This is a genomic window from Flavobacterium magnesitis (genome assembly GCF_041729735.1).
Classification (GTDB): Bacteria; Bacteroidota; Bacteroidia; order Flavobacteriales; family Flavobacteriaceae; genus Flavobacterium; species Flavobacterium magnesitis.
Genome location: NZ_JBCFQK010000002.1, coordinates 46720 through 65706, shown reverse-complemented (window position 1 = coordinate 65706; position 18987 = coordinate 46720). Strand labels below are relative to the sequence as shown.

14 protein-coding genes are annotated in these 18987 nt (G+C 33.6%); 5 read left to right on the top strand and 9 right to left on the bottom strand.

The genetic code is table 11. The features are described 5' to 3' along the window. Positions 1-67: 67 nt before the first annotated feature. Positions 68-1105 (bottom strand): glycoside hydrolase family 43 protein, encoded by a 1038-nt coding sequence (locus AAGV33_RS02175; RefSeq protein ID WP_373390274.1) that lies wholly within the window; start codon positions 1103-1105, stop codon positions 68-70. 556 nt (positions 1106-1661) lie between these two features. Here AAGV33_RS02175 and AAGV33_RS02170 point away from each other — a divergent pair. Both AAGV33_RS02170 and AAGV33_RS02165 read left to right on the top strand, forming a co-directional pair. Next, positions 1662-2609, top strand: coding sequence for a 2-hydroxyacid dehydrogenase (locus tag AAGV33_RS02170; RefSeq protein ID WP_373390273.1), 948 nt, complete (start codon positions 1662-1664; stop codon positions 2607-2609). 82 nt (positions 2610-2691) lie between these two features. Continuing rightward, complete coding sequence (locus AAGV33_RS02165) at positions 2692-2973, top strand: TM2 domain-containing protein (RefSeq protein WP_373390272.1); 282 nt, start codon at positions 2692-2694, stop codon at positions 2971-2973. 37 nt (positions 2974-3010) lie between these two features. On the opposite strand, the gene AAGV33_RS02160 is transcribed toward AAGV33_RS02165, so the two are convergent. Further along, entirely contained in the window at positions 3011-4822 is a 1812-nt protein-coding gene (locus AAGV33_RS02160; protein WP_373390271.1) for a GNAT family N-acyltransferase, read from the bottom strand. 138 nt (positions 4823-4960) lie between these two features. Between AAGV33_RS02160 and AAGV33_RS02155 the strand changes: the two genes are divergently transcribed. The 3 genes from AAGV33_RS02155 (at position 4961) to AAGV33_RS02145 (ending at position 7882) form a co-directional block, all read left to right on the top strand. Next, the gene (locus AAGV33_RS02155) at positions 4961-5725 is read left to right on the top strand and encodes an exodeoxyribonuclease III (protein WP_373390270.1); all 765 of its coding nucleotides are present in this window, start codon (positions 4961-4963) and stop codon (positions 5723-5725) included. Between the two features lie 62 nt (positions 5726-5787). Next, a complete protein-coding gene (locus AAGV33_RS02150) occupies positions 5788-6729 on the top strand; it encodes an OmpA/MotB family protein (protein ID WP_373390269.1) in 942 nt (313 codons plus the stop codon). A 115-nt stretch (positions 6730-6844) separates the two neighbouring features. Then, positions 6845-7882: an NADP(H)-dependent aldo-keto reductase gene (locus tag AAGV33_RS02145; protein WP_373390268.1), complete on the top strand. Its 1038-nt coding sequence runs from the start codon at positions 6845-6847 to the stop codon at positions 7880-7882. A gap of 271 nt (positions 7883-8153) precedes the next feature. On the opposite strand, the gene AAGV33_RS02140 is transcribed toward AAGV33_RS02145, so the two are convergent. From AAGV33_RS02140 to AAGV33_RS02110, 7 genes are all read right to left on the bottom strand, one after another. Then, positions 8154-8564, bottom strand: coding sequence for a BrxA/BrxB family bacilliredoxin (locus AAGV33_RS02140; protein ID WP_128193153.1), 411 nt, complete (start codon positions 8562-8564; stop codon positions 8154-8156). A gap of 245 nt (positions 8565-8809) precedes the next feature. Beyond that, positions 8810-9964, bottom strand: coding sequence for a lycopene cyclase family protein (locus tag AAGV33_RS02135; protein ID WP_373390267.1), 1155 nt, complete (start codon positions 9962-9964; stop codon positions 8810-8812). Positions 9965-10018: 54 nt separating this feature from the next. Continuing rightward, the gene (locus tag AAGV33_RS02130) at positions 10019-12322 is read right to left on the bottom strand and encodes a TonB-dependent receptor (RefSeq protein ID WP_373390266.1); all 2304 of its coding nucleotides are present in this window, start codon (positions 12320-12322) and stop codon (positions 10019-10021) included. Positions 12323-12442: 120 nt separating this feature from the next. Next, positions 12443-13681: a GTP-binding protein gene (locus tag AAGV33_RS02125; protein ID WP_373390265.1), complete on the bottom strand. Its 1239-nt coding sequence runs from the start codon at positions 13679-13681 to the stop codon at positions 12443-12445. Between the two features lie 7 nt (positions 13682-13688). Beyond that, complete coding sequence (locus tag AAGV33_RS02120; protein ID WP_373390264.1) at positions 13689-15044, bottom strand: DUF3526 domain-containing protein; 1356 nt, start codon at positions 15042-15044, stop codon at positions 13689-13691. Position 15045: 1 nt separating this feature from the next. Continuing rightward, positions 15046-16494: an ABC transporter permease gene (locus tag AAGV33_RS02115; RefSeq protein ID WP_373390263.1), complete on the bottom strand. Its 1449-nt coding sequence runs from the start codon at positions 16492-16494 to the stop codon at positions 15046-15048. Between the two features lie 9 nt (positions 16495-16503). Beyond that, positions 16504-18957, bottom strand: a complete 2454-nt coding sequence (locus AAGV33_RS02110) for a TonB-dependent siderophore receptor (protein WP_373390261.1) — start codon at positions 18955-18957, stop codon at positions 16504-16506. Positions 18958-18987: the final 30 nt, after the last annotated feature.

Sequence of the window (18987 nt, the reverse complement as noted above, 5' to 3'; positions counted from 1 at the left end):
AATCATAAGAAAAAAAGACTTCCCAGTAATTTGAGAAGCCCTTTTTTCAACATAACTAAAAAGCAAATTATTTTTTCTTTTTCAAAGCCATATCATTATCATCAATGTCTTGTCCAAAATCAGGCATTCCATCTTTAGTCCATTTTAAAACTCTGGCATGAGTGTGACGGTTTGGATCTGATAAGGCATCACCAATGATTTTTTCGTAATCACGAGCGTGGTAAATCATTACATCTGTTTTTCCATCTTCGGCAACGGTAAAACTGTTGTGTCCAGGACCGTAGCGTTTGAATTTTTCGTTAGTAAAGAAAACTGGTTTGTCTAATTTATTCCAGGAAGCTGGGTCAAGCAAATCGGTACCTTCTTTTGCCCAAAGTAAACCCAAACAATAAGTCGCATCAGTAGCACTTGCAGAGAAGGTTAAAAACACCTTTCCGTTTCTAATCAATACAGCCGGTCCTTCATTTACTTTGTAAGTGTGCATTTCCCAATCGTAATCGGGCTGACTAATTACCACTTGTTTGTCATCAACTGTAGTTGGGCTAGTCATTTTTGCAATGTACAAACTAGTGTTTACTACATTTTCTGGGCCTCTATCTACCCAAATAAGGTAACGTTGTCCATTATGCTCAAAAGTAGTTGCGTCTAAAGCAAACACATCTTTTTTAGTTACAATTTGACCTTCTTCATTCCACTCCCCTTTTGTTGGATCTTCGGAAGGATTTGACAACGCATACATGCGTATTTTCCATTTCTCTTCAGCCGATCCTGCTGCAAAATAAATGTACCATTTCCCATCAATTCGATGCAACTCCGGAGCCCAAATATGATTTCCCATAGCGCCTTTATCGTGTTTACGCCACACCACAACTGGCTTTGCTTCTTTAATCCCATTAATCGTTTTTGAACTGCGTATTTCAATTCGGTCGTATTCTGGAGCAGTAGCAATAAAATAATAGATTCCATCTGGAGTTTTTGTTACAAACGGATCTGCTCGTTGTAATGCCAGAGGATTATCAAATTGATTCTTTTTTAATTTCTGTGAATGAACCGTTATGGAACTAATAATAAAACTTAATAGAATACTAAGACGTAAAAAATTCATGGTTATCTTCATTTTGAATATAATATAGAAGGTTTTATATAAATGTAAATTACACATTTGTAAACAAGAATGTAAATATAGTTTATTTCATGTTTTCTTTTTTTAAATTTTTAAAGAACAACTGAAATTTGTCATTTGCAAGCTGATTTATTTGTAAATAAAATAATTCAATTATCTGATTATCATGTAGTTTATCTATTAAAATTGTATTATATCGAATATTTTATAAGTTGTTTTTATAAAACTAAAAAATAGCCGTAAATTTAAAACAATGAATCCCCGTCTACACCTAACTTTTCTTGTTAATGATTTAATTAGTAACTAACATTAAATAAGCATTATTATGAAAAAGTTATTCAACATGTTTTACGACAAGATTTCTCGATTTTTATTCGGAGACGAAAGGGTGATTAGATATTAACTAACAATTTATTCGTAAAAAGCGTATGTAAAAAACTACTTTAGGTTTGATTAATTCACCCAAAACCATTTCTAAGTTTATCTAAATTTAGAAATGGTTTTTTGTTATTTTTGAGGTCTCAATTCAATAACAAATATGAATATTAAAATTCTTCACATAGACAGTAATAATCCCATTTTGATGCAACAATTGCAGGAATTAGGTTTTGAAAATCATGAAGATTTTACTTCGTCAAAAGAAATTATAGAATCAAAAATTCAGGATTATCACGGAATTGTAATCCGCAGTCGATTTAAAATTGATAAAACTTTCTTGGACAAAGCAACAAACCTTCAATTTATAGCTCGTGTGGGTGCTGGATTAGAAAGTATTGATTGCGATTATGCTTCGTCTAAAAACATCCAATTGATTGCTGCTCCGGAAGGAAACCGAAATGCGGTAGCTGAACATACTTTAGGCATGATTTTGTCACTTTTTAATAATCTAAATCGTGCCGATAGAGAAATTCGTTCTGGACATTGGAACAGAGAAAGCAATCGTGGGCATGAATTAGATGGAAAAACCGTAGGTATTATTGGTTACGGCAATATGGGAAAATGGTTTGCCAAAAAACTAAGAGGCTTTGATCTTGAGGTACTTTGTTATGATATCAAAGAAAATGTAGGCGATGCCAATGCAAAACAAGTTTCATTAGCTGAATTACAGCAAAAAACGGATGTTTTGAGCTTACATCTTCCGTGGACTCCAGAAACGGACAAAATGGTCAATTCGGCATATATCAATGCTTTTGCTAAACCGTTTTGGATTTTTAATACTTCAAGAGGGAAAAATATTGTAACTGCTGATTTGGTTACTGCTTTACAATCAGGAAAAATATTAGGTGCTGGATTAGACGTTTTAGAATATGAGAAGCTTTCTTTCGAAACCTTATTTCAGGATAAAAATACGCCAGAAGCTTTTCAGTATTTATTAGATGCTGATAATGTACTATTGTCCCCTCACGTAGCGGGATGGACATTTGAAAGTCACGAACGATTAGCCCAGGTAATTGTGGATAAGATTAAAGCTCTTTATTTTAATTAGAATAAAAGATGCTTTGTTGTGTTTCAATATTTGGATTTATTTTTATAAATTTAGTGTCTGACAATACGTTAAATATGTGATTATGGAAAATTCAAAATACGAACATTGGAACAATCCGCAACCGTACCCAGAAGACAATAAAAAATTAGCGGCTGGATTATTAGCCATAATTTTAGGTCCTTTTGGAATTCATAAATTTCTGTTAGGCTATACCAAACAAGGTATTATTTGGCTTTTTCTAAGTCTGATTACATTTGGAACTCTTACTGGATTATTAGGACTTATAGAAGGAATTATTTATTTGACTAAGTCCGATGAAGAATTTTATAGAACCTATCAACTAGGTCGAAAACCTTGGTTTTAAATAAAAAAAGTCTCTGTAATTAGAGACTTTTTTGTTGTTATATAGGGTATTCTCCTTTTTCGTTAAATTTCCGTTCCAGTTCAGCCTGAAATTCTTCCATTACTGGTTTCATGGTGCTTTCTGGAATATCAGCAATTCTAATGTACATTAAACCATCTACAGCATTGTTGAACAAAGGATCCACGTTAAAAGCGACCACTTTTGCGTTTTGTTTGATGTATTTTTTTATCAATACTGGCAAACGTAAAATACCTGGTTCTAATTCGTCAATAATCTTATCAAACTTATTCAAATCGGCTTCCGTTTCATTGAATATAAAATCTTTGTCGGCATCTTTTAGCTTTACTTTATAGGCTTTTTTTGGATGAATGTATTGTGCAATATAAGGATCGTAATAATTGGATTTCATGAATTCAATCATTAAAGATTTTGAAAAATCAGAGAACTGATTACTAATACTTACCCCACCTAAAAGATACTTATGCTCTGGAAAACGCAATGTGGTATGGATAATTCCTTTCCAAAGAAGGAACAACGGCATTGGTTTTTGTTGGTATTCTTTGATGATAAATGCACGTCCCATTTCAATGGATTGATGCATCATTTCATACAATTCTGGCTCAAAACGAAATAGTTCATTAAGATAAAAACCTTCAATACCGTGTTTTGGATAAATTTCTGAACCCAATCCCATTCGATAGGCGCCTGCAATTTTTTTGGCTTCATCATCCCATAAAAAAAGATGGTGGTAATATTTGTCAAATTTGTCTAAATCGATAGACTCATTAGTTCCCTCACCTACTTCTCTAAAGGTAATTTCACGCAAACGACCTATTTCATGTAAGACACTCGGAATTTTATCTGCTTCAGCAAAAAAAACTTCGTAATTCTTGCTTTGCAAAAGTCGGCAATCGGTATTCCTTAAGGCATTGACTTCCGAAATAATTTTTTCTACATTAGCTGGAGTTGCAATTTCCTTAGGATTTCTTGTAATTTTTAGATTTGATGGTGTTAGTAATTTACTTTCTTTTTCAAAAGGATTAGCCAGCATATATGTTTTCTTTCTCAAGAATTCAGAATAAGCTTCTATCGTTTCATACTCATTTTGCTCAGCTACCGAGATTGGTTTTCCAATTCTCACTCTAATCACACGGTTTTTTTGACTAAAAAGTTCCGATGGCAATTTTGCCGTGCGTAAAGTTCCACTGATTTTAGAAAGCATATAAAACAAACGACTGTTTTTAGCATGAAAATAAATAGGAACAACAGGTACCTGAGCTTTTCTAATAACTTTGATTGCTCCTTCTTCCCATGGTTTATCTACAATAAGTTGACCGTCTTTATAACTCGACACTTCTCCTGCTGGAAACATCCCAAGTGGTTTTCCATCACTTAAATGGCGTAAAGTTTCTTTTATTCCTAAAACACTCGATTTTTTATCCTTATGATTTTCAAAAGGATTCACTGGCATAATATATTGCTTTAACGGGGCTATTCGATGCAAAAGAAAGTTAGCAATAATCTTGAAATTAGGCTCTCTTTCCAACATTAATTTCAACAACAAAATACCATCAATTCCTCCAAGCGGATGATTTGAAATAGTAATATAAGCTCCATCTTTAGGCAAGCGTTTGTAATCTTCTTCTGGAATTTCAAATTTTATTTGTAAGTCATTGACTATTCCGTTTAAAAAATCAATTTCTTTTAAATTTTTATTGCGATTGTAAACTTTATTTAGGGTAGAGATCTTGAGTACCTTCATTAATAACCAACCGGAAAAAGTCCCTAAGACCCCGTACTTCTCAACATTAATTGCTTTTGCAACTTCTTTGGCGGTAACTAAACCCATCTATTTTTTATTTTTTGAGCGAAAAACAAAGATAGAAAAAAACTCGATTATCCCGCTATGAGCCTTATTTGATTTTCGCTTTTTATAGCTTATCCGTTTTATTTTTTAGTATTTTTGAAAATCAAAAAAAAGAAACAAATGAGAATTGTATCCTATAATGTTAATGGAATTCGAGCTGCAATTTCAAAAGGATTTATTAATTGGTTAGAACAAGCAAAACCCGATGTGGTTTGTCTTCAGGAAATTAAAGCTACGCCAGAACAACTTCCGTTGATGGACTTTGAGTTAGCAGGTTACCCATATCATTACTGGTTTCCAGCTACAAAAAAAGGTTATAGTGGCGTTGCTATTTTATCCAAAATTAAACCAAATAATGTAGTTTATGGCACAGGAATTGAGCACATGGACTTTGAAGGACGAACGCTACGTGTAGATTTTGATGATTTTTCAGTAATGAGTCTTTATTTGCCTTCTGGAACTAATATTGAAAGATTGAGTCATAAATTTATGTTTATGGATGATTTCCAAAGCTATATTACTAATTTGAAACAGGAAATTCCGAATCTTGTTATTTGTGGAGATTACAATATTTGTCACGAAGCTATCGACATTCATGATCCTATTAGAAACGCTAAAGTTTCAGGTTTTCTTCCCGAAGAGCGTTCTTGGTTAGACCTCTTTTTGAAAAATGGATTTATTGATAGTTTTCGTCATTTAAACAAAGAACCTCATCATTATACCTGGTGGACGGTTCGCGTTAAAACAGCAAGAGCAGACAACAAAGGTTGGCGAATTGATTATTGTTTAGTGAGCGAACCTATGAAAGACAGAATCAAAAGAGCACTTATTTTGCCCGAAGCAAAACATTCTGACCATTGTCCCGTTCTTGTAGATATAGAATAGATTAATGTCAATGGCAATGTCAATGTCAAAAAACAATTAGATTCAAATAAAATTAAATAAAAATGATAAAGAAAATCTCCTTAGGTTTGTTAGTCATAGCACTTTCTACTTCTTGTGTTTCGAAAAAAATATACACTGATATAGAAAACAAATACACTGATTTAAAAAAAGAAAATAGACGCTTATCTGATGAAAATGCTGATCTTTTAAAAGATAAAAACAAATTAGAATTAAAACAGGATGCTTTAGAAAAAGATTTAAGCAAACTAAAATCAGAACGTGATAAATTGACGGCTGACCAAAAAGCGTTGAATGAAAAAATGGCTCTTTTGGAAGATTCATACAAAGCGCTGGAAAAAAACAGCAACGAATCTTTACAAGCCAACCTGAAAAAAAATCGCGATTTATTAGCTGAACTAGAAGCAAAACAAAAAGCATTGTCAATCGAACAAGAACGTTTAAACAAAAACTCACAACGTTTGAAAGAACTGGAAGATATGATTGCTGCTAAAGAAGCGACAATGCTAAAACTGAAAGAAACTTTATCAAAAGCCTTAAATGGATTTGAAGGAAAAGGACTGACTGTAGAACAAAAAAACGGAAAAGTTTACGTTTCTATGGAAAACAAATTGCTTTTCAATTCTGGAAGCTGGTCAGTAGGTTCTGAAGGTAAAAAGGCTGTGGTGGAATTAGGAAAAGTTTTAGGCGATAATCCAGATATTTCAGTACTTATTGAAGGGCATACCGATAATGATCCTTATGGAGGTTCAGGTCCAATTGCTGATAACTGGGATTTATCAACTAAAAGAGCAACAGCCATTGTTGCCATTTTGAGTGAAAACAAAGCGATTAACAAAAAGAGTTTGACTGCTGCGGGAAGAGGAGAATTTTCGCCTTTAGCTACTAATGAAACTGCCGAAGGAAAAGCAAAAAACCGTAGAATCGAAATTATATTAACACCAAGATTAGACGAAATTGCTGATATGTTAAACGAAATTAACTAAACAGACATTAAATAAAAGTTAAAAAAGGTTCGAAGTACTGCTTCGGACCTTTCTGATTTAAATAATTCTTACAAACCTTTGTAACTTTACTTTTTTAACCTTTTGAATAGATAAAATGAAATACACTACTTTGCCCGATACGGATATAAAAGTGAGTAAAATATGCCTTGGGACAATGACTTTTGGGCAACAAAACACCGAAGCGGATGGACATGCTCAAATGGATTATGCTGTAGCTAATGGTATTAATTTTTTTGATACTGCCGAAATGTATTCAATACCAGCACGTGAAGAAACTTATGGAAGTACCGAAAAAATTCTAGGAACCTGGTTTAAAAAATCAGGCAAAAGAGAAGAAATTGTTTTGGCTTCCAAAATTGCTGGACCCAATCCTAATTTTGGCTACATGCGCGACAAAATTGATTTTTCGCCTGCGAGTTTAAAATATGCTTTGGATAAAAGTTTGCAGCGTTTACAAACGGATTATATTGATTTGTACCAATTGCATTGGCCAGAGCGAAAAACCAATTTCTTTGGACAAAGGGGATTTGTGGTTCAAGAAGATATCTGGGAAGATAATATCCAATTGGTTTTAGAAACCTTAGAGGGTTTTATCAAAGAAGGAAAAATAAAACACATCGGACTTTCAAATGAAACACCCTGGGGAATTATGCGTTTTCTGGAAGAAAGCAAGTACAATAATTTACCAAAAATAAAAACGGTTCAAAATCCATATTCTTTACTAAATCGTCAATTTGAAGTGGGTTCTGCCGAAATTTGTACACGAGAAAATGTCGGATTATTTGCTTATTCACCAATGGCTTTTGGTGTGCTTTCGGGTAAATTTCTAACAGGCGAAAGTCATCCAAATGCCAGAATTAAGTTGTTTCCACAATTTTCCAGATACAGCAGCGAACAAAGTACAGAAGCAACAACGCAATACGTTGCAATTGCTAAAAAACAGAATTTGTCACCAGCCCAAATGGCTTTGGCTTTTGTAAACCAACAAGCTTTTGTAACCAGTAATATTATAGGAGCAACAACTTTGGAACAATTAAAAGAAAATATTGCTTCAATTGATATTGTGCTTTCAGAAGAAATTGTCAAGGAAATTAATGCGGTTCATGCAGCAATTCCTAATCCTGCTCCTTAATTTTTTTTCTAACCACAAAATTCTCAAAGTTTTACGCAAAGGTCGCAAGGTTTTTTTTTAAAATAAACCATTAAGGCAATTAAGTTTAGTGTTATTGTATGTTTTTTTATCTTTGTATCCTTTGCGTAAAACTTTGCGAGCTTAGCGGTTAAATGTCAAATTCTAAATGGTTAAAAAAACAAACCGCAAATTCACATTAAAAAATCTGTGAATCTGCGGTTAAAATCTTTGCGAACTTTGCGTAAAATTTAGTGCTTTTTGTGGTTAAATATTAGCAATATTCGTTGTAAGCATCTTGCAAGTTCTCAGCAATCATTTCAGCTGGACGACCTTCAATGTGGTGACGCTCTAACATGTGAACCAATTCTCCGTTTTTGAACAAAGCCATAGATGGTGATGATGGAGGAAAAGGAAACATATGTTGTCTTGCAGCATCTACTGCTTCTTTATCAACTCCTGCAAAAACAGTGATTAAATGATCTGGTTTTTTAGCACCTTCTAAACTCAATTTTGCTCCCGGACGTGCGTTTCTTGCAGCACAACCACAAACAGAGTTTACAACAACTAATGTTGTTCCTTCGGCTTTGATAGCGTTTTCAACATCTTGAGCACTATGTAAATCTTGAAAACCAGCTGTAGTTAATTCAGCTTGCATTGGAGTTACCATTTCTTGTGGATACATATCTTTTGTATTTTAATTTGTAATTTTTGAATAGGCAAAGTTACGAAGAATCTACCGAACTAAATGGCTCGGATTATAAAGTTTTGTTATAGTTTAATAGTCATTTTCGAAAACTATAAAAGCTTGTTTAAATTTATTTTAAAAAAGAAATTTTCTTTTTCCCCTTCCCTAAAGGGTGAAAAATTTCTTAAAAATTCATCAAAATTACACCCTGTAGAGTTTGGGGAAATTAATTTTGATGAATTTTAAACAGATCTAAAATAGCGTCCCGATTTGAATAATGCTTTTATAAAAAGCATTTTAGGACATTTTAAAATGACTTTGATGTCTTCGATGAATGATGTTTCTTCGTCCAGAAATTTGAAAATCAAAGCGGGATTTCCGTTTTTAAACATCGAAGAAAAAATACGAGAACCCAATTCGTTTTGTCGGTCCAGAATATCCAACAAAAGTAAGTCGTAAAACCAAAATTTATTTTTACGGTGGAATTTTCTAAGATCCGTTTCTTGTTGAAGGAAGGCAATTAATTGCGACGATTTTTTATCCGAATTTTTAAAAGTATAACCCGTACTGGCTTTGGTCCATCCGCCTGCTGTACCAATGTTGAGTACGCGTTTGCTGTTTTTTTCCCAAAAAGGATAGCAGGTCATTGGGATGCTGCCTTGTTCTTTTTCGGTTATTTCGAAATTTTGAATGCCTAGTTTCTGAATGTAATTTTCAATTTCCGATTCGTATTCTTCTTGTTTTAAAAGTTCAGCAGAGAAAAGCGTGTATTCTATCAGCGCTTCGTTTTTAGAAACTGGTAAAACATACATAAATCGCGTATTACCTTTTTGGGGAACCGAAAAATCCATAAAAGTGGCTTGTTCCGGATTGAAAACGGCTTCGGTTGATTTTATACTCCAACCAATAAAATGCTGTTGCAATACTGGAAATTTCGTTTGTTGGACAACGGCTGCTTTATTGTAAATACTATTAAAAACCTGATCGCAGGTAAACGAATTGTTTTCGCTAGCAACAAAAACGTGGTTTTCCAGTTCGTTAATATCCGTTACTTTTTCGTTTAAAAAAGTGATATTTTCTTGTTTCGAAAGCAATTCGAAAACAAAATTATAAAAATCCAATCCTTGAATTTTATAGTATTGATACGGTTGTAAGTCTAAATTTCGATTAAAATTTTCATTGGCAAACAAGGCATAATTCCATTTTTTTGAAACGATAGATTCCCAAATTGAATCTTCTTTTTCCCAAAAACACCAGGTTCTGTCATTTGTTTTTTTTGAATTGTCATCCAATAATAAAATGCTTTTATCCTTATATTTTTCGGATTGTACCATTTTATAGACCGTCATTAAAGCGGCTAAACCAGAACCAGTAAAAATATAATGGAAGTGTTTCATAGGATTGGAAGCGAATTCTTCTCAAAAATATAAATTCTAGAGTTGTTTTAGGGTTTAATTGAATAATTTTAATCCAATAAAAGCTGTTCTGGGTTGCGCAGGACCGTAAACATAGTTACTATCACGATTTTTTCCCAAATCAAAATCAGATTGATAAGCATTAAAAATATTTTTCAGACCACCATAAATTTCGCAATCAAAACCTAGTTTTTTACTTTTAATGGTATACCCCACTTTAGAATTCAGTTCCGAAAAAGCTCTTGTAGTCACCATTTCGTCTACAGTTTGATTAGGAGCACCAGCAAAATGAGCAATTTTCATCTTTCCTGTGTACACATAATTCAGGTTCATATTCCATTGCTTGGTTGGCGTAAAAGTTGCCATTGCAAAACCGTATTGATTGGGTGTTCTTAAAAAATCCTTTGTAGGAGCAACGCCATCAATGTAAGTTACGGCTTCGGCATATTGGCTGGTTTGTACGGTATAACCTGCTTCCAGTTGTAATTTTCGATTGAAATTAGCACGTAATTCCAACGTAATTCCTTTTACTATAGCATCCGATCCATTTTGCTTTTCGAAAACTTCACCAAATTCATCTTCGCCAATATTTTCCAGAACAAAAGCATCTTTTAAACGTGTGTAAAAACCTTCGAGCGTAAAACCAGCAATGAAGTTTTCGGTTGCTTTGTCATAATTTATCGAACCGCTAAAACTTTTAGAACGCTCTTCTTTTAAATTAGGATCATAAATCACTCTTGAAATTCCGCCACCAGAAAAGGCAATGTGCAAATCAGTATCAAAAGCTTGTGGCGCTCTAAAACCAGTTCCGTAGCTCAAACGAAATTGCGTTTCCGATTTGTATTTGTAAAGCAAAGCTAATCTTGGACTGACAATAACTTTATCCACTAAATTATGTTTGTCTAAGCGTGCGCCCGAAAGCAAATCCAAACTAGGTAAAATAGCCCAATCACTTTGTATGAATGTTCCAAAATCTTTGGTATGTTGGTCTACCAAATAATTGTAAGCCGTAATTTCGTCAAAAACCTTATCCGAAATATATTCGGTTCCAAAAGTAAGTACGTTAGTTCCTTTTAAAAAATCATTTAATTTATGATTGAATTGTAATCCACCTTGTAATGTTTGAGTGGTAGAAATACCATAAGGAGGATTTATTAAATGATTTTCAATTTCAGCAGGTTCATCAGGAAAAATACCAGTGTAATGTTTTCTATCGGTATTTTGCCAGGCACCATAAGCAATCAACGAACTTTTGTCATCGTTAAAATTGATTTGGTAATCCAAACTTCCTAACCAGATTTTGTGTTTTCGTTCCTCAGATTGTTGTGTTAAATAAGCCGGTTTGTCGGTGATTTCCCCTCCAAAACGGTATTCGTTGAGGTTGCTAATACTCATTTCTATTTTCTGATTTTCTGTTGGTAAGAAAAAGAAATTCGCTCCCACAGAGTTGTTTTCGATTAAAGGAATTTCAGAAAAATTATCGCCATTGGCATCATAATGCTCTCGTTCACGATGACTCATAAACAAGGAAACACCAGCATTTTTATTTTCATTTACTAATGTGGCATTCCCATTCAGGTTGTAATCATTGCTTTTTCCGTTGATGTTGTAATAGGTAGAATTGATTTCGAAAGCATCTCTTTTAGGAATCTTTGTAATCACATTTACCGTTCCGCCAATAGCGCTAGAACCGTATAGAGAAGAACCTCCGCCTCGCACCACTTCAATCCGTTCAATCATATTTACAGGCAGTTGTTCCATACCGTACAACCCCATTAATGGACTGAAAATAGGTCTTCCATTAATCAAAATTTGCGAATATCCACCCGCTAATCCATTCATTCGTAACTGGGTGTAATTACAGGTTTGGCAATCGGTTTCTACACGTAAACCAGGTTGGAATTTCAATCCTTCGGATAAATTACAAACTTGCAGATTATCCAGCATTTTACTGTTGAGTATATTTACAATTACAGGACTTTCAGTTTTTCGTTTAAAAGTTTTTGTACCCGTTACCACTACTTCATTCAAATTATTTTGAAAATTAGTCAAATCAAAATCGACGGAATAGGATTCTTCATTTTTAACAGTAACTGATTTTTTTGTGGTTTGAATTGCCATACCCGAAACCGTGATTTTATGTGTTCCAAAAGGCACATCCTTAAATTCATAAAATCCGTTGGCATCACTATAAGTTGTCAACTGATCGTTATTTAAGGTTATTTTTAATGCGGCAATCTTATCAGAATCAATGGAAATAACACCTGAAATTGTGCCTTTGTTTTGGCTGAAAGCAGTAAAAGAAAGCAGAATTAGAACTAAGAAAATATATTTTTTCACAACTATTAAATTAAATTTAGACAAATCTAAAAATAATATTTGATTAACAATGTATTTTTATAAAAAAACGATTCATTTTTTTTAATGAATCGTTTTTAGCGAGTAAAACCAAATAAAAAATTAATCGTTTAGAAAAGCTGTTTCACCTTTTTGGGCAGTAGCTCTCGGGATAGGGAAAGGATCTTTGTTCGAAAAAAATCCATCTTGTAAATCCATAATTTCATCGGCAGTACAAAGGCATTTTTCGAGTTGTTTTCGCACTTCTTTTTCGCTTAATGCAATGCCAATAAAAACCAGTTCGTTAAGACGATCACCATAATCTAAAGTCCAGCGTTCTTCGATGATTTCTTGATTTTCAACAAAATTATTGAAGTTCATACGTTCGCTTAATGGCATGCTTGCCCACCAAACGCCAGCGCTTTCGGCTTTCATAGAACCACCCGCCTGGCTCCAATTGATGGCTTGATCAGGTCTGGAAGCAATCCAAAATAATCCTTTGCTACGGATGATGGTTTGCGGAAAATCTTGTGTGATAAAATTCCAAAAACGATAAGGATGAAAAGGTTTTTCATTTCTAAAAACAAAAGAGTTTATGCCGTATTCTTCAGTTTCGGGTGTATGAATTCCTTCTAGTTCTTGTATCCAGCCAGCGGAAGTTTCTGCTTCTTCAAAATTGAATAAACCAGTATTTAAAATCTCTTTTGGCGCAACTTTCCCCATAACAGCATCAATTATTTTTGCCGAAGGATTTAATTTATGAACTGAAGCTTTTAGAATTTCTAATTCTTTTGGGGTAACTAAATCGGTCTTATTAAGGACAATTACATTAGCAAATTCTACCTGATCCACTAATAAATTTACAATGGTTCGATTGTCATTTTCAATATTGGTCGCTTTGATATCTTCTAGCGTTTTAGCCGAGCCAAAATCTTTAAAAAAATTAAAAGCGTCCACCACTGTTACCATTGTATCAATATAACTAAAACGAGACAAATCGATGTTTTCATCTTCATTTACAAAAGTAAAGGTTTGCGCTACTGAAATGGGTTCGCTAATACCTGTACTTTCAATGAGTAAATAATCAAAACGGTTTTCTTTGGCTAATTTTTCAACTTCGACCATCAAATCTTCTCGAAGCGTGCAACAAATACAGCCATTGCTCATTTCGACTAATTTCTCTTCGGTGCGGGACAATGTCATTTCGTCTTTAACCAAACGGGCATCAACGTTAACTTCACTCATATCGTTAACAATCACGGCTACTTTTAAGCCTTCTTTGTTGTGCAAAATATGATTGAGCAAGGTTGTTTTTCCTGCACCCAAAAATCCAGACAATACAGTTACGGGTAATTTTTTCATAAGATAATTAAAAGGATTGTTCTTTTTTTTGTTTAAAATTAAACCAACCTAAAAGGATTAAAACCACATTAAAAATCAATAAAGGCAAGAGTGTTTTTGTAAAATTAATTATAGAAGTGTCATTAAAACGTTCTACTTTAAATTTATCCCAATTCTCTTTGTTTACAGCTGCATTGTCAAAGATTTTAGGATAAAAATACAAGCGTAATTTTTCGTGGAAATCTTCCGTTGCTTTCAAAAATAAAAGTTGGTTTCCTAAATCGGCTTTGGCAATTTCGTTTAGTTGAATTTGAGCATGCAAAGTAGGAATGTATTGTGCAATGGTTTGACTGGCGCTATTTCTTTGTATTAGTTTTGCGACTAATTCACTGGATTGGACACGAGATTCATCATCACTCATTTGCTGCATAGCATAATACCAAAGCCAATTGAATTCAGTATTTGGTAATGAATAATTTTTAAATTGTGGGTAATGACTCATAAACTTGTCTACAGTGGGTTTTTTATCCATATCCCATTTTTCATGATAAGCATTACGCTGTTTTAAGGTCAGCTCTAAAGCTTCTGGAACAGGATATTTATTCACTAAATAAGTGTTGATGCTGGCGGGTAAAACCACAATTAAAATGAGCCAAATGGTAAGGAGAATAACCGCATTGAAATTGGAACTTTTTTGTAAAGACACAATGTAAAAACAACTTGCAAACCAAAAAAGAATGTACAAAACACTTAATCCATAAAAAGCAAAAAAGGCGCTATCTAAAGGAATATTTAAATAAAAAACAGCAATGAGAAGCACAACAGAAAGAAGAGCAAGAATGGTCAGAATTCTGATGTAAAATAATTTGACAATATGTAGAAATGTGTTTTTGCTTTGGACAACCACAATTTTCCAGGTACCGCTTTCTTTCTCTTCTGAGATGATGTTGTACGTAAAAGCGATAATCATCAGTGGGAAAAGATAGATTAAGACAAAACTAAAATCAATATTTCCTAACAAAAGGTTGTTAGGATTATTCAGTTCGGAATCGTATTTCTGAGCTTCTAAACCACGAATTGTAACAGACTGTATAGAAGGATTTACATCACGCTGCCCAATGGCTAAACTATTGATGGGAATATTGGTATTGACTAATGAAAATTTAAGATAATAAAGCAAAAGCCCCATTTCGTCCTGATGAAATTTTGCGTTTCTGGCAATATGCTCTTTTTGATAATGAATAACATCAGTACTGTTTTTTTGCTGTTTTTCTTGGTATTGTTGTCCAATTAAAAGGCTGATAATACCTAAGAGAAATAAAAATAGTAATCCTATTTTAGTGCCTTTTGAGCGAAAGAAATTTTTAAATAGTAATGCGAACATATTAGATTGCTTTTAGGTTTTTAGAAGCTGTTTTGAGTATTATATACAGCAGAATGATCCAAAAAAAGATGGAAATAATCGAAATAATCTCATTTTTCAATACCTGTAAAATACCAGTGGGTTTGTAGTGAAACTCAGATACCTCAGCCCAATGATCTTTATCAATGATATAGGGTTTATCAGTAGGTTTTTGTTTTTCATTACTGATGTATTTCATTTGTAGCCCATTCATTTTTTGCGCCATTCCATAACGATAGGCTTCGGCTTGTTTTTGGAAATTGATATAAGAATCATAATCAGTATTAGACAATCCCATCGATAAATTTTTGATGGCGATGTATGGATTCAAAAAAGAAACAGCTTTTGAAAAACGATTTTGTTTGGCATAAACCTGTAATAAAGTATCTAAATGTTTGTTGTAAATTTTAGAGCTAATTTTTTCGCCTTCGGTCATAATAAAACCACTGTAGTTAAACGGTAATTTTTTAACTGAGTCTACTTTATACAATCTCAACAACGAATCTTTAATAGTTTTAAAGTGTAAATCATCTGGATTATGACTGTCTCCTGCTTTAATAATATCGTTTTCTATCTGACTGTTGAACTGTACTTTTGAAGGAGCTTCATAAAAATAAGCACCAAGAGCCTGAGTACCTCTTGGCAAAATAATGGTAAACAACAACCATATCCCTATTAATGAAATCAGAGCTTTTTTAGAAGTCTTGCTTGCAGCAGAAACCAGAACAGCAATAACACAAAAAAACAACAAATAAATAAAATGAAATCCCATAAATAGGATCATCTTCAAAGTTTCATCTAATGTGATAGTGAAATTTTGTAAAAGAAACCAAATCAAAATAATTAGCAATAGAGCAGGCACAAAAAGCATCATCAAAATACTGGCAATACCAAGCATTTTCCCTAATAAAAGCTGTTTCCAGTTGATTCCCTGACTCAGATGTAGTTTTAAAGTTCCGTTTTCTCTTTCGGCGGCAATTGTGTTAAAACCAAGAAAGAAAATAAGCAGCGGAAGTAAAATTTGAAAAACCATTGCAGTACTTATTTCTCCAAAACGCAGCATACTATTCGAGAAACTTGCTTCAGAAAAATTAGCTGTATTTTGCTTGTGCGCTTCTAAAAATATAGCATTTCCAAAAAAAGATTCCATTCCGAATTCAAACACACTTAAAGGGCTGCTTTCGCGAAAAGCAAAATTACCATAATGCGCCATACGATGTGGATTTTTATCCGGATTGCTGAGCCAGTCTTGATAAGATTGTTGCTGGTATTTTTGGCTGGTTTCGTTTTGATTGACATAATTGTTCCAACCTAAAAAAATAGCATAGGCAAGCAAAATGGCAATAAATCCAGCAAGTATAACAATTGCGGTGTTTTTGAAAACTGTTTTTCTAAAATATTTAGCTACTAAAAATACTTGTTGTAGTGGCATAGTTACAGATTAAAATTTATAAGTTATGGTAAGATTTACGTTTCGAGGCATTCCTGGAAATAGACGCAAATAATTTTGAGCTCCCAACCAGTAGGTTCTATTGAACAAGTTTCCTGCATTAATAGCAACTTGCATATTGCTTTTATTGGGTTTGTAATAAATCGCTGCATCAAAAACCGTAAAATCAGGAAGTACAAAATCTCTGGTAAACCAAGGGATTTTGCTGCTTTGATATTGGATTCCAAAACCAACTCCTAAATCTTTTAAAGCCGTTGCGCTATCAAAATTGTAACGAGTCCAAAGGTTAGCACTGTTTTTTGGAGTATTTTGTTTTCTTGCTCCTATTAAAGCAACATTATTATCATTAGTAATTTTAGCATCAATATAGCTGTAAGAAGCATTAATTTGCCAGTTTGAAGTGATGTAGCCTGCTAAATCACACTCAAAACCACGACTGCGTTCTGAACCTCGGGTTACTAATAAATCGGGCTGGATAGGATCATTGGCGTTCATTAGAATGTTAAGCTGGTTGATTTCATAAACCGCAGCGTTAAAACTCATTGTATGATTCAAAAAAGTAGTTTTTAGTCCTAATTCCTTTAAGTTACTTTCTAATGGAGCAAACAAACTTCCAGCTGGTAATGAACCCGTTTGCGGCATCAAACTTACGGTGTTGGATTGTGGCTGATAGCCTTCAAGATAAGTGGTGTAAATATTTACAGCATCGTTAATGGCATAAGTAATTCCTATTCGAGGCAATAAAGCTTCCTTTTTAACAGTAAGTTCATTGTTGGATTCATAATTGGTAATGTCTTCAAACCATTCTTTTCTTAGTCCCAATAAAAAAGTAAATTTTTCCCACTGAATTTGATCCTGAATGTAAATAGCATTGGTAGTGGTTAGTGCTGATGGTAGTGCAGTTCTAACATTCAACGTATAATCTTCTGCATTTCTAATAGTATAAGATGGATTATTTAGACTAAAATAGTTCACATTGGGTTTTGGCATAACCACTCCGTCTACAGTTATGGTTTGATAATTTTCTGCATTTGCTACCACATAGGAGCTGGCCACCGTTCCATCTTTTAATAAATAACCTCTTGCAGCATTTTGTCCACCGCCTTTGGTTTTGTTCCAACTGCTTAAATCATATCCCAAAAGTAATTTATGGCTGAATGGCCCTGTTTTTAGATCAAAATTAAAATAGCTGCTTAAATTATCAATATTCCAGTATTGCTGACGTTGTACAAATTGCATCATTGCTAAACTGCTTACAGGCATATTATTCATATCAACCGCAAAGGCATTTGTGGTTCTATGTTCCTGAAGATCTTCTGTCCATGATTGTTTCATATACGAAGCATTGAAACCTATTTTAGAAGTAAATTTATGTGCCAGACTCGTCATAAACACCAAATCTTTCGATTTGAAAAAATCATTGGGTGCTACCAAATTAAGACTTATAGGACTACTGTCTAAACGAGTAACACCAGCAATAGCACCAAATATAGGTTGTCCTCGATCTAAATTACCATTCATATTACTTAAAATCAATTCGGTATTGATTGCAGTTTTTTCATTTGGGATATAACTGAAAGATGGAGAAATTAAAAACGATTTATTACCCACTAAATCTCGAAAAGATTTTCCCTCCTGATACGCTCCATTTAATCTGTATAAGAATGTTTTGGACTCGTTTAATGGTCCTGTAAAATCAATACTTCCTCTAAAAGTGCTAAAACTACCCGCACTTAAACTCACTTCTTTTCGGTCAATTGCCAATGGTTTTTTGGTAACCATATTGATACTTCCTCCTGGATCAACTGATGAAAAAGTCGCGCTTGAAGGTCCTTTTATCACTTCAACTCGTTCTATATTATTGGTTAATGGTTGTAAAAAGTAATTTTGGCGGGTTCGCATGCCGTTAATAATTTGACCTTCTTCATTTTGGCTTATTCCTCGAATGGTATATTGATTGTAATAACTTGCCGGAATTACGCCACTAGCCATTTTTACAGCATCAGCAAGATAAAATGCCCCTTTGTCTACAATCAATTCTTTAGTTATTGTTGCAATAGATTGGGGAATATCTTTATTAAGTGCAGCGGTTTTTGTTGCAGAAAAAGAATAATCACTGTTGTATTTTCTGGTAGAAAGACCAATAATCTCTACGGTTTGCAATTCATTCGAATTGGATTCCATTGCAATAGTAAGAAATTCAGAAGTAGATTTTACTCGCAAAGTTTTATAAGACGTAAACGAAATTTCCAGCATCCCTTTGCCTTCAAGTGTAAAATTTCCCTCTTGATCTGTAGTGGTTTCTTGATCTGTTTTGAGTAATTTGACTGTAGCTCCTACAATAGCTTTGTTAGAATTACTATCAGTTATTTTTCCTGTAATTTGTTGGGATTGTACAGTATATGTAGCGGTAAATAGAAATAAAAAAATAAAAAATTGTTTCATTTGTTTTGTCTTATGGAAATGGTTTCTTTC